The 14,626-nt window shown below is 63.3% G+C and carries 1 protein-coding gene; it reads left to right on the forward strand.

Annotated elements, in window-relative coordinates; all coding sequences use genetic code 11:
• Positions 1-40: 40 nt before the first annotated feature.
• Positions 41-14,623: a hypothetical protein gene (locus MJQ72_RS20060; protein WP_240600898.1), complete on the forward strand. Its 14,583-nt coding sequence runs from the start codon at positions 41-43 to the stop codon at positions 14,621-14,623.
• Positions 14,624-14,626 lie beyond the last annotated feature (3 nt).

Consider the following 14,626-nt stretch of genomic DNA (forward strand, 5'->3'; position numbering starts at 1 on the left):
CGGGCAGCGGAGTGACGGTCCCACCCGGATCGTCATGCTCATGGACGAGATCGATGAGGGGGTGTTGTACAAGAACGTCCACTACCAGCTCGCCGAGAACAAGAGCAAGGACATGAAGGCCCCCGAGCACGTTATCGAGGCCTGGAAGGACCTTATCGCTTTCGTGGAAAAACACCTCGAATCGGGAGAGCTCAAGCCATCCGACTTCGGTCGGCGGCCCGGGCAGATCGGGGGAGAGGCGGAGTTGACCTCCCGCGGCCGGAAGAAGGTCGAAGCCCTGCTCCCGCAGCTGTTCGACAGGGTCCTGACCCCGGAGGAAGTCCAGAAGGAACTACAGCGGGTGAACCTGGTCGCCGCAGGCATATGGGTTCATACGAAGAACGTCGACTACGTGGATTTCGATGGTGCCAAACTTCTGGACGGAGTCACCGACGAAGTCCTCTACGACCCGTTGACGTCCTCGGAAAGCCGGTGGCAGGACGGGCGTGCGCAGGTCATCGAGATCATGAACGGGATGACCGTCCGCGCGGACACCGAGAGCAGCGTGAAGATCACCCTGCCGGAAATCCTGCGGAAGGATGTCTACACGACGATCGTCGGTGCGTCGGGCACGGCGAAGGGCAAGGAGACGATTTTCGAAAAATTGGGCCTTTCCTCGAAAATCGTCGAAATCCCCCGCTATTACGAGTCGCAGCTGAAGATGCTTCCCGACCACATCTTCAAGACCCAGTCTGAGGCGCTCATCGCGTGGGCCGACCACGCCGCCGAGGTGCATCGTGCTACTGGGCAGCCGCAGTTGTTAGTCACGCATCGCAATGACATCCCGGCCAAGGTGGTTCCGCTGTTAGAAGCTCGAGGCGTACCGCACATGATGGTCGACGCCCACTGGCAACTCTCGCAGGGAACCCGCCTCGCGGAGGCATTCGAGGAAGTAAAACGCAAGGCTGGCGAGGCTCGTGCGGTCCTGATCATCAATCGGCAGGGCGGCCGCGGGATGGACATCAAGACCAGCGACGAGGCCGAGGCACTCGGTGGGCTTTCCGGCCGGGGCACGGCGCATTCCCATATCTCGCCCGATATCGACGTGCAGCAGGAAAACCGTGTCGCCCGCAGTGGTAACAAGGGCGACTGGGGCTACTTCAGTTCCCTTGAGGACGAACTGTATGCCTTGACGCGCAGAGACAACACGCCGATCACGGTGACCAAGTACGTCACCAGGGACGAGTACGACAAGGCGGCCGCCGCGTACGAGTCCCGCAAGACCCCGCTCACGCGCCGGGAATTGGCCGACGCCGAACAGGCGCTGCGCGACATCGTCAAGCCCCTGCAGGCCGAGTCCGCCAAGCGGATGGGCATCCGGATGGACGTCACCGAAGACGTCCCCAGCCCGCGGCCGACTGGCTCCATCACTCCGACGGGCGTCCTGAACAGTGAGAATCGCGGTCAGGTGGACCGGATGGAGACCATTCCTGAAGAAGCCGATCCGTGGGTCGCGGGCGAACTCCAGGACGGAGCGTTGCACACCGAGGACGGATTGTGGTTCGCCAGCCCGTTCGACACTCAGGCTGACATGGCCACGGCGGCGAAGCTCAAGCCGCAGGATTCGGACGAGCAGGTGATCCGGGTCGTCCCGACCGCGGACGGCGAGGCGTTCGCGGTGCGGGACGGGCTGCCGTTCGAAATCCCGTACTCACCGGAGATGTTCGCCGATCGCGTGCGGTCGCATCCCGGATTCGACCCCGACCGGCGCGTGGTGCTGCCAGTCGATGTCGCCGCTTTGGGCTGGCTTCCGCCGGTGTTCAACCAGCTGGCGGAGGCGCTCGGCAACGCGACCGTGTGGCCGATCGGCCAGGAGCGTGCCCAGCCTGTGAACATGCCTCTCAGTGCTGTGGACAGGCCGTTGGCGAACCCCGGCCGGCCGGTGGACCTGATGGAGACCATCCCCGAAGAAGACGAATCGGCCGACCTGGCGCCGGCCTCGTCGTCGCGCGGCGATCAAGGCGAGGTTGCCGAGGATGTCTCCGGCACTGCTGTCGGGCACGATCAGCAACCGGATGATCCCGCCATCGTCCTCGACCCGGGCCCGGGCGAGCGGGGGACCTGGCTGGACCCCGAACGCGGTGTGCGTGCGGTGCACGAGACGAACCCGGGGGCCAAGCCGAAAGCGATGGCCTGGGTCCGGCCCCGAGAGTTCACCCCGGACGAGATCCGCGGGATCCACGACGCGCTGGAACACTACGCCCCGATCGTGGGCGAAGAACGGGCGAGTTCCAGCCGAGCGCACGCCGAGCAGGAGGTGCGGTACTTCGGCGCGGTGTCCTTCGGCGTCGAAGACGGAGAGATCGCCCCGGATGCACGCGCGGAGTACCTGGCTTCTCACCAGGTGATCAACCTCTACTCGACGGGCACGATCACGAAGGAGTTCGGCGGTGGCCACCGGGGCATCGAAGGCACGGTCACTCACGAACTGGCCCACGGCCTGCTCTCCTACGCGCTCGAAGACTATGGTCGGCACGTCGACAGCTGGAATGACGACGGCACACCGAAGCGCACCGCGGACGCTGAGCCGCCGATCGACCCGAAGGTCGGTGACGACGCTGGGGACTTCAAAGCCGCGCTGAAAACACACCTGTTGAAAGCGCACCTGTCGGACGCCGGCAGGCTGGCGACACGGGCGCCTCGGCGGGCTGAGTTCGTCTCACGGCTGGAGCAGGAACACTCGGACGTCTTCATCCGCCGTGACAGGGAGTTGTCGGGCCAGGCCGCCGACCGGATCTTCACCGAGCTCAAGGACCGTCAGAGCGAGTTCAACGAACACACCGGCTACTGGCACGCCGACGGCTTCCCGGCGTTCGCGGGCGAACGGCCGATCAGTAGGTACGGCGCGACCAACCTGCAGGAGGACATGGCCGAGACCGCCAAGTACTACTTCCTCGACCCGGACACGTTGCGGCGGAAAGCACCGCGGCGGGCCGCGTTCTTCGACAAGCTGGTCGCGGGCTGGGCGGCGGCGCAACCGGTCGAGTCGTCGAACAACGAGGACATCGACAAGGTCGACATGTCGCCGAACTCGTCGCACCCGGACGAGACCAGTGTCGACGGCGCAAGCACAGTCGACACAGTGCGCGAGAATTACTCGTCCGCGGCGGATCTGCTGACCGATCTGACCGCTTCGGCTCGCGAGGTGGAGGCAGTGTCAGGCGCGCCGGTGTTGTTCGAGTCTCGCGATGTGCCGTTGCCGCGGAAGGTGCTCAGCGGTGACGAGGAGTATTCGTGGGACAAGGCGTCGACTCTGGCATTCGCCAAATTTGTGGCACAGGAGTTGGCGGACGGATTGTTCGATGCCGATCGTCCCGGCGAATTGAAGACGATCGAGCTGAACAAGGCCGTGGTGAATCATCCGGATCCGGCATATATCTGGGACGCGGTGATCGAGTTCCTCGCGTGGGATCCACGGCTCGCGCCGATGGTCAAGTACCTGACATATGGGCGGGTCGTAGACGGCGAGCATGTCGTCGCCCTGTTGCCCGACCACGCACTTGAGCTCCTGGACGGTGACAACGAACCGCACGTTCATGAGGGCGACGACAGAGTCATGGTGACTCTTTCCGCTCCGCTCGACTCCCCGCGTCTGAGGGGCGGCGGTGTGAAAAGCGGCGACTTCGACCCCGAGTGGGCGAAGGAGATGATCGCGAGGTTCCTGGAAAATGCCGGTAATGGGGACCCGAGTGCGACTGGCAAGGGCAAAGACAAGGAAAAGGAACTGGTCGCCGGGAGCGACAACAACGGCACCGGCAAGAGCGATGGCGGCGCCCCCGCGGGCAGGGGTATTGCGACGCAGATCCCCACCTACGCTCGGGACAACGAGGGCACGGGGCCGACGAGGCAGATGTCGCGGGCGGTGAACGTGGACATTCGTCCTGGCGTGATCGAGGCGGTGCCGCGCCTGGCTGGAGACCCGCTTCTCGACGTCATTCAGGCGCAGCTCGACTGGAATATTCTCTCGTTCCGTGCGAAGGACGAAAGCGAAGGCAGGGCTTTCACACTCATCGCCGACGGTAAGTCGATGGAACTGGTCGTGCAGGCCAACTTCCGCTGGGATGACGATTCGGTCATCGTGGACAACACGGCAACGGATCTCGAGATGCTGGACGACGCCAGCAAGGTCGACGCCGGTTATGAGAGCGCGATGCAGCGCTTCCGCAACGGCAGCATCCCGCTCGCGGCCGCTCTCACGGCGTACCCGCCGATGGTCGTCGCGGGGAGTCTGCAGGTCCCGGTGGCGACGAACGTCAAGAGCACGACCGCGATCACCAACTCGGCGGGGAGGGCGGCCGGGGTCGAGGTCAAGGCGATGCGACAGATGAACGTACCGGTCGAGGTGAGGTGGTCTCTCGTCGACGCCAAGGACCGGCCGGTGGGCCGGATCGACGATCCGGAGAAGCCGAGTGGACACCTTGTCGACAGGTCGGTGACGGGAAACGTCAATCTCAGCGTGCCGGTGACGTTCAAGCAGTTCAGCGCACCACCCGACGACCAGCTGCCCGACCTCGCCCGGAAGCCGGCCAAGACACTCTGGCCGGAAGAAATGATCTTGCGTCCGGAGGGCTCGAGTTTCTACGAGCAGATGACGGAGGGACTTCCGTCTCACCTCACGGAGGTCGGGGCCGAAGGCCGGATCCTGTTGAAGAACTTCTTCACTGACCCGAGCATCAAGGCGAAGCTCCTGGAGCGCGCGGCGTTCGGCGCCGAGCCCAACCCGGACCAGGGCTGGGTGCCGACGGGGGACTTGCTGAAGGGGGCGTCGAGCAAGAGCAGGTCACGCGAAACCACCAGGTTCGAAGTGCGTTTGGTCGCCTACAAGGGACAGAGCATCGAACTCCTTAAGAACGTGACGGCCACCGACACGACTTTCACCGAGAACTCGTTGTCACGGACCGGCATCGCGAATCGCCCCGCCGGTTTCACCGCGACGGTCGGCGGCGGAGCCAACGTCGGGGTGTCGTTCGCCTCGGCGGGCCCGGCGGCCGGACTCTCCCGTAAGAAGGAAAAGCAGCAGCAACACAACACGGGTACGACCGCGGAGCAGTCTGTCGAGATCGTCGGTGACATCGACCGTCGATTCACCCGCTATGCCGTGCAGGTGCGCCGGCTCGGGCACAAGGAGCCGATGACTCTGAAGGGGCACGTCGATGCCTTCCAGTGGGCCATACCGGACCTCACCTCGGTGTCGCCGGCAAGGGCGGACAGGAAGTACTACGCGCCGTTCGAGTCGCACCACGGCCTGGCCGGCGCTGTCATCTCCAATGAGGAAGAACTTCTCAAGGTGTACCGCGTCGTCGTCGATCTGCTTCGCGACGTTCCCGGACGCCGGTGGTATCACCTCAGGTCGAAGATGTTCATCCGCGGGCTCAACGACGACGCTTTCCTCAAAGGCCTGCGAAACGCCCTGAAAGGCCTCGGTCTCAGAAGAAGTTCGGCCGAGGCGTTGCTACGCGACGCGAAAGCCCGCGAGGCCCTGTCGAAGCTGAGCGACCTGATGTTCAGCCCTGACGGCGCCAAGGTCACCTTCGAGGGCACTGGACTGTTCAGGAATCACTACACCGTGGTCACTCTCCGGGCCTCGATGAGCAACGTCAAGGACCTCGGTCCGGTGACCGTCTCCAAGACCACCGCCGTCGGCAAGATCACGCAGACCGAAGGTGTGAAGTTCGTCGACAGCCAGTCGGCCAGTGCGAGTCTTGGCATCCAGGTACGAGCGCAAGGGCCACTCGGCCCGGCGACCGGAACCTTGATCGGTGACGTCGGCTACAAACGGTCGCGGTCCAGGGCGAACAAGATGGGCTCCGAGCACGAGTCGACGACGGAGCGGCGGCACGGTGACACGCTGAAGGTGGATGGCTCCCTCGGGTCGCGAGCGTGGTGGGAATTCAGCGGCGACGTGACGATCACTCCGGAGATCCGGTCCTATCACGAGACGACCACCGCCGGGATGCGGCTCAGCATCGGGTCGTGGGGTAAGTCGGTCCCGAAGCTGGTGCCCCGCGCCGATGGCGACCAGCCCGCACCACAGACCCTACCGCTGCGGCTGGCCGTCCCGAAGGTCCTGATCACCAAGGACAAGCCGCAACCGCATGCGGTCGCGCCGGAGAATTTCAAGACCATCGAGTCCCCGAGGCCGATCGATGAGCTTCGCGGGGGCTTGTCGCGGATGTACGACTCTCTCGACATTCTCGCGATCGGCGGCACGGAGCACCTTCGAGCCTCGTATCGCCGGATGGCTCATAAGTCGTCACAAGATCCGATCTTCGAGTGGAATGACGAAGCTGACCGCGAGGCGTTCGTCGACGCGCATATCTCGGAGCTGATCGACCACTACTTGTCACCGGACAACCTCCGCACGAACGGACGGGTCTTCAGCGGTCCGATCAGCTTCTCCGGCCTGCACAAGCCACGCCGGTGGGCTGATCTGGACCTTGCGGGCCACGTCCTTTTGACCCCGGAACGTCCGCGGCCGTTGTCGTCGACGGAATACCAGAAGATCGAGCGGGAGACCGGTAACACGACCTTGGTGGGGAAGTCGACAGGGTCTGGCAACTCATTCGCCACGTCCGTATTCGGCGTCGCGGGCGTCCGGGGCGAGGTTTCGTCGACGAATTCCCAGTCGACGGCAAGGTCGCTCGGAGTGTTCATCGCCACCTTGGCGCCGTGGAACTTCGGCTGGGGTAAGCACAAGAGCTCTCGGCTCGAGACCGTTCAGCGGATCACGTTCCAAGACGCCAAGCCGGTCCGGCAAACGCTGGTGCGAGTGGACGTCCGAGCGGAAGTGATGGCCGAGACGAGATACACGAGAAACTTCGACCCGCTCAGGTTGCTGGGACGGAAGTACAACACCGCGGGTGAGAGCTTCACCTTGCCCGACGCGGTCCTGATGTGGGTGACCGACGAACAGCTTGCCGAACTGCGGGACGGCCCGCGCGCGGCGCCGGCACAGCAGAGGCCGGACAAGATGCTGCCGCCGCCTCAGTCCCTGATACGAGGTAAGGGCGTTTCGATCGGCCTCGGTGGTATCACCACCACCATCGACCTCGCCGGCCGGATCACGAACCTACGCCGTCTCATGCTCGACAAACTGACGGCGGATTTGAACGAGAAGGAGGCTAAGAAGGCTCTCGATCTCCTGCTGCCGAAAACGGCTCTGGACATCGAGCACAACAACTACGGGGAGATGAAGCGTTTTCTCGAGAACGTGCACCGCTCGGAGAACACGGTCAACGGTGGGCAGATAACGCCGCTACGGCTCGAGGGCCGGTTCTCCGGCCGTACCTACTACCTCACCATCGGTGCGAAGTTCGTCGGCGAGCCGGTGTTTTCCGGAATCGAGCACGTCAGCAGCATGGCTGTCAGCCGAGAAGTTTCGCTGACGAACTCGGAAGACGACTTCACTCATCGGACCCTCGCCGCACTCGGAACGTCGGTCCGCCCGGCCGGACGTTTCACGGAGAAGGCAGACCACGCCGATGGCCAGCAGGCGCGACGGCACGGCGCGACCGACGGTGTTTACGCCGGAGGTGTCGCCGGCGATGCCACTATCGGAGTCAAGAACCGCAAACAGGGCTACAGTACCGAGAAATTCTATAAGCAGTCACTCGAAACATCCGGCCCTGTCGCGACCTATACCGGCACGCTGGCCTTCGACATCAAGATCGAGCGGGGCTTGGGGCTCGACCAGGATGGCAACGTGGTGGCCAGGGACCTCGTTGCTCACGACGACGAGGCCCGCGAGACGGTCACCATCCAGAAGCTGGCCGACGAGACGTTCCCGGAGCCCGGCGGTGGACGTAAGCGCTTCGGTGAAGCAGGCCCGATCCGGATGCGGCACATCAAGGGTGACGAGGACGCAGTTGCGTGGCGCAACGCACCCGGGTATCTCGCTCTGCCGGAAATCGGCAGCTTCGCGATCGAGCACTACTTCGGTGACGTAGCAGACCTGCGCAGGGCACTGGCGAAAGCCATCGCGGTCGCCTCGGGAGGAACGGTACGCCCCGCGACGATCGCGAGCATGGAGACAGGGCTGACGCTGCCGACGGTCGAGGCCGGTACGCCGTGGATGACTCAGGGCGAGTTCACCTTCCCGCTTCCGGCAGGACTGGGATACGACGTCGAGATCCACGCACGGGTGAAAAGTGAGTCACAGCTCGTGTCGGCCAGCGCCGCGGTCACGATCGAGGGCTCGCAGGGCACCGTTGACACACCGATCGCCGAGCTCAAAACAGGCAGCGGTTTCACGGCGTCCGGCGTCCCGGCGTCCGGCGGCGCCGGTGTCGCGCATCCTCCTGGTGAAGGGCCGAGTTCCACGCAGCCGCCGGGCACCGATACCGCCCAGCCAGGCGCGCCGGCGAGCGCCGACCCGACCCGGCAGAACTTCGGTTCGATGTACGGCAACAGCCGGTTCCAGGTCGAGGGTGGGGTCAAGGACAGGACAGTCGAATCCAAGGGCAGCGCACCGGAGAACAAGGCGGAGACCCCGCAGCCGGCCGAGTTCGAAGAGCCCGATCCAGGGGTCACCCAAGCAAACCTGCATACCGTCGAGTTCCTCTTCGTTCCCAGGAGGAAAGAGCGCCCGCCCTACCTTGGGGAGAAGGGGGGCGCGACCGTCCTCCGGAAGAAGTCGGTCGCCGCGGCGGCTGGGGTGTTGGCCACCGAACTGACGGTCCACGAGGGACTGGTGATCCGGCGAGAGCAGGATCCGGAGTCACCGTTGCCCGCTGCGCTCATCACCGCGGTCACCCGGCGCGAGAGGGCCGGCAAAGCATGGTCCGCCGCGGCGGTCAAGGCGGCCGCCACCAAGGCGACCGTCACCGCGAAGCGCGCGGCTGCCAAAGCGGAGGCGGCGTGGTGGACTGCCAGGAAGGACTACGACGATCAGATCATCGTCGCACGTGAGCAGTTGTTGCCCGACTCGCTACGCAGAGAGCGACAGATACGCGACTTCAGGCGCCGCGAACAGGATCGCCGCGTGAATGAGGCATTGGAGAGGAGTGCGTTCGGGCCGGCTTCCCAAGGTGCGAACGTGCGAGCCGGTGCTTTCGTGATCGGGAGGAAGAACGCCGGCGTGGGCTACTGGTCTGTGGGAGCAGCCGATCTCGGGGGTGTGTTCGAAGGTTTGAATGAGGATGAGGCGGCGAGGTTGTGGACGAGCGCGGTGAGAGTTGTCGAAGACAAGTTCGACGTGTCGCGGGCGGTGAAGGGGCTGGGGAGCCGGGCGGTGGTGGCCGACCATGCGGCAGTGGTCGGGTTGAGCAAGGCTGACAAGCAGATACGTGAGGTGACGTTGCGGGCGGCCGGCGCGTTGAAGGAGCTGTGGACGCCTCGGGTGAGCGATGTTCCGCCGGCGGCGGCCCTCGCGGTGGCGGGGTCGGTGGTGAAGGCATGGGCGCTGATGAGGGGAATCGAGGACAAGGGCGGGCTTCGAGGTGGCGCCGATACCGATTCTCCCCTGTCGAGAAGACTCGCGGAATTCCGACCCACTGAGGAAGTCCCGACCATGGGAGTCCTCTTCAATCAGCCCGAGTGGGAGGCGGAGATCGCGAGGGTCGCTGAGCAGCGGGGGGTGTCGGAACTCGAGGTCAAGCAGGATTTGGTCAAGGTGTGGGCGGTGGATCTTCGCGAGAGGATCGACCCCTCCACCAAGGTGGTCTACACCGCATATGACGTTGCTGAACTGATCGGCATTCTGGCGCCGGGCCAGGATCCCGTGAGTGAGGAGGATGTGCGCGATTGGTGGCGGGAGGCCGGGCCGTGGCCCGTCCCGCTTATGCCGGATCCGCCGCAGTGGTTGCTGGACTACAAGTGGTCGAAAGAGTACCCGACATTGAAAGACTGGATCCTTGCTCACGAAGATCCGGGCTCCGGGATCCTTATGCCGCACTCTCCAGGGGAAAAGCTTAATCAGGTCACCGTCGCGGCAATCCGAGCATGGGCGTTGCTTCAAATTGACGAGAAAGACCCTGCTATGGGTTTCGAAAGGCCGCACAGTACCCGGTCGGTGGCCAGACTGACCGGCCTGATCGGCGATAGTGCTGTGGCGAGGTGGTTCAAGGAGTTCAGGGAGGCTCAAGCGAAAAAGGAGGCCAAGGAGGTCAAGGAGGCTGAAGCGAACGCGCGCGGCGTTGAAGTTCCCCTGCCGGACGAGGTGAGGAGGTTCCGCGCATCCGGAAAACTATCCACGCTGGCTGACTTCCTGAACCAGCCGGAGTGGGTTGCCGCGATCGCACAGGCCGCCAAGGACTGGGGCTTGCCGAAGGAAGAGGTCAAAAAAGACTGGGGCCGACAGTGGTCGCTGCAGTTCTACGGACGGCTCAACATCCCGGTTGGAGACATTTACACCTCAGCTGAAATTTCTCGCATGCTCGGTAACATCATGCCGCAAGGGAATCGCCCAGATCCCGTTACCGTGCAGAAGTGGCTTAAAGCTTCCGGGCCACGGCCAGAACCCGACCTCCCCGCTCCGCCAGAGTGGCTGATGAAGTGGGAGCGTTCAGATGCGGTGCCGACGATCGAGGAATTGATTCGCCAACGGCCGAATCTTGAACCGGGCATCGCGATTCCCTCCAATACTAAGGTTCACATGACACTGGTGACCAGCGAAGCCGTTCGGGCGAAGGCGTTGCTTCTGTTCAAGGAGCGGGACCCCAAAACCCGGAAAAAGGTGTACACCCAGCAAGACGTGATCGGTCTGGTCGGCAAACTTGCCGGGACCGCACTGGTACGAAAGTGGAAGGAGGAGGCTGACGCTGAGGAGAGGGCTGAGGCTGAGGCTAAGGAGAAGGCTGAGGCTGGGGAGGGTAGTCAGGGGAAGTCGCATAGTGGGAAGGGGAGGGGGAAGCGTTCTTCGGTGGATTTGAGTGGTCCGCGGACGAAGCGTCAGATGGCTAAGGCTAAGGCGGGTGGTGTGGGTTCTTCGGGTTCGGTGGTGGTGTCGTCGAGGCCGAAGCGGGTGGATGATGATGTGGTGTTGGTGGGGGTGCGGCGGCCTCGGGCGGAGTTGGCTGCGCGGATGGATGATGAGTTTTTGTGGCGGGATGCGGGTGATCCTGCGGGGAGGGTGTATTGGCGGTTCGCTGGCCCGGATGGTGGGGTGCATCCGGATGTGCGGAGGCGGGTGGGTGAGATCAAGGCGAGGTGGACTGGGGGGCGGGGTGTGGTGACGGGGTATGCGGAGGCGGGGGTGCGGTTGCCGGGGTGGATGTTGGTTCCGGAGGAGGACGAGGACAGTGAGTACGAGGGTGCGGGGAAGGCGAAGGGGAAGGGGAAGAGGAGGAAGAAGTATCAGCCGGTGCTGGAGTCGTGGGTGGAGGAGCGGTTGGTGGCGGAGGTGGTCGCTGAGGTGAGGCGGACGACGTTGGGGGAGAAGCCGTTGGTGCGGCGGGTGAGGGTGGGGGAGTTGACGAGTGAGCATGTGGATACGGATGAGAAGGTGCTGGTGGGGCAGGATGGGTTGTTCTTGGAGATCGATCCCGAGGATATATCGCGGGAGGAGTGGCCGTCGTTGAGTAATGGCCGGATTCTGGGTTTGTATTTCGGTGCGGTGCTCGATAATGACGAGGCGAAAGCGGCGTGGGCGGCGAAATATCCGCTGGGTGGTCAGGGTCCGCAGTATCCTCATTATTCGGTCCAGGTGAGCAAAGACGGGACGAGGATGGCGGCGGAGGGGCCGGCTAATTCCCTGGCCGCGGCTAATACCAAGCTTGATGGGAGGAAGATCGACGAGGACGAGATCAACGCGATCTTCCTTCAGTTCGATGTGTGGATGCCGGACAAGGACGGTGGCGGGCGCTGGATGCCTGTCGCGGCGCAGGTGGCGTTGGATGACGCGTTCGATGTCGCCCGTAACCCTCATCGGAAAGTGCTCGTTCATTATGGCCACACTTATGCGGCGGAGAATTTCCAGGACGTGATCAAAACCGAGCCCGATGACGCTGTCCGGATCGAATCCGACGACGACACCGAGCCGGCGAGTCGTGTCGGTCTGCGCGGCGGAGGCCTCTCCGGCGACACCCTAGGACCAGGACCAGGGCTGGGGCGGGTGCTGCCCGAAGAGTGGCTGGAACAGCTCGGGACCGCGGTGCGGGAGATCGAGTGGCCCTCGGACGCCGTGGCGGACTACTGGCGCGAGATTGCCCGCGGCGAGCTCGGGTTCACCGAACCACGCATCCCGCTGCACGACCCCGCCGCCGCTCGCGCCCGGATCGAACTGCAACGCGCCATGGTCGAGCAGGTCGCCCACGACCTCTATCACATCGACCACGAACTCGACGAAAACCCCGCCGCCCTCGAACCGGTACAAAACAAAATCGACGACTACCGGGATCTTCTCGACACGCTCGAAGAGCTATTGCAAGGTATGGCCGAAGCTGATTTCGAGGCTTTGAGGGCGGCGTTCGATCCAGCGGGTGAGCGGGGTGTCTCTTGGTCTGCTTTGGACAGTGTGTTCGCCGGCGCGATGGCGACTGCTGTTGCTGCTAGATGGTCGGCCGGGTTGGTTGACGTGGGTGGTGTGTTCGATGGGTTGAGTGAGGATCAGGCGGTGAGGTTGTGGAAGCGGGCGGTGGATGTTGTTCGTGTTCAGTTCGACGTGTCCGAGGAGGTGAAGAGCCTGGAGAACCGGGCGACCATGGCCGATCATCCGGCTGTCATCCGGTTGAGTCCGGCTGACAAGCAGATCCGCGAGCTGACCCTGCGCGTGGCTGGTGCGCTGAGAGAGATGTGGTCGCCTGGCCCGGACGATATTCCAGCGAACGCACTCGCGATAGCGGAATCGGTGAACGAAACGTGGGGACACGGCCAAGGAATCGAAGACAAGATTGTGCTGCGCGGAGGCGACCGTGCCGCTATCGAGCTTCCGGAGGAGCTGAAGAACTACATTCCGACTGAAGACGAACCCACATTGAGTTTCAAGCTTGAACAGCAGTCATGGGTCGAAGAGATCAGGCGCGTCGCCGCACAGCAGCGTGCCACCGCACAGCATGATGTTTCGGAAAGCGCGATCAAGAAGGAGTGGGTTCGATCGTGGGCGGTGCAGTTCCGTGCAAAGATCAATCTATCCAAGTCGAATCCCCATGCGGTATATGGAGATCCCTTTACTGCGCAGCAAGTGGCTACCATGATCGGACCGTGGTCGGGTAAGAACCCTCCTGTGCATTCGACCGTGCTTTTATGGTGGAGATCAGCCGGGCCGCCGCCGGCGCTGGTGTTGCCGGATCTGCCGCCGTGGTTGATGCGTTGGGAGCCTTCGATTGAGGAGCCGAACCTAAAGGCGACTATTCTTGCCATGGAAGAACCAGGTCCGGGGATCTCGGTGGTCAAGAGCATCAAAGAGAAGAAGCTGAACACGGTCACCATGGCGGCGGTCCGGGCATGGGCGTTGCATTGGGCGAATAAAAGGGATCCTGTTACTCAAGAGCGGAAATATGGTTCGCGTGCATTGGCGCGAATGTCCGGTGGTTTGGTCGAATATGCCACCTTGGCACGGTGGTACAGGGCTGAGGGGATCGTCGATCCGGACGGCGAAGTCGAGGAGGCTGAGGAGTCCGTTGCGTTGACGGAGGATGATGTCGCTATCCTTCTGCCGGATGGGTTGAAGAGCTATATGCCAAGTGTAGAGGCGCCGACGCTGGCCGTCCGGTTTACGCAGTCGCCGTGGGCTGAAGAGATCGAGTTGGCCGCGGTTAAGTCGGCGAAATCGTCTCTGAAGGTCAAGTTGAAGTGGGCTCGGTCGTGGGCGATGCAGTTTTATAGAAAAATCAACCTCCCCGCCGGGGATGTCTACACTGCAGCCGAGGTTGCGCGCATGATCGGAAAGCTAAATTCCAGTGGGGATAAATCCGAAGACGTAAGTGCGCGCACAGTGGAAAGCTGGTGGTATAACTCTGGGACTAAGTCGAAGGTGAAGATGCCGGACCCGCCGGCTTGGATGATGGAATTTAAGCCGAACGAAGCACTGTCTTTGCATGGCGCCATTATTGCGAAGGAGGAGGAGAGGGAGAAGGGGGAGGGTCCGGGGCCGGGCCCGGGGATTTCGGTAGTCAGGAAATCCAAGAATAAATTGAATCCGGTCACCTTTGCGGCGGTTGAGGCATGGGCGTTCCATTGGTTGAGAGAGAAGGACCCCGTTACGCAAAAGCCGTTGTACACTGCGGCCCAGTTGGAAAGGTGGTCCGGTGGTCTGATTCTTCCCGGCACCCTCGCAAAGCGGCGGAAAATTGTGGAGTCCGGTTCGGGAGTGAAGCGTGTTTCGGCGGGTTTGGGTGGTCCGCTGACGAAGCGTCAGATGCTTGAGGCTAGGGGGCGTGGGGCGGGTTCTTCGGGTGGTGTGGGTTCTTCGGGTTCGGTGTCGTCGAGGCCGAAGCGGGTGGATGATGATGTGGTGTTGGTGGGGGTGCGGCGGCCTCGGGCGGAGTTGGCTGCGCGGATGGATGATGAGTTTTTGTGGCGGGATGCGGGTGATCCTGCGGGGAGGGTGTATTGGCGGTTCGCTGGCCCGGATGGTGGGGTGCATCCGGATGTGCGGAGGCGGGTGGGTGAGATCAAGGCGAGGTGGACTGGGGGCGGGGTGTGGTGACGG

It is taken from the genome of Amycolatopsis sp. EV170708-02-1, from assembly GCF_022479115.1.
GTDB lineage: Bacteria > Actinomycetota > Actinomycetes > Mycobacteriales > Pseudonocardiaceae > Amycolatopsis.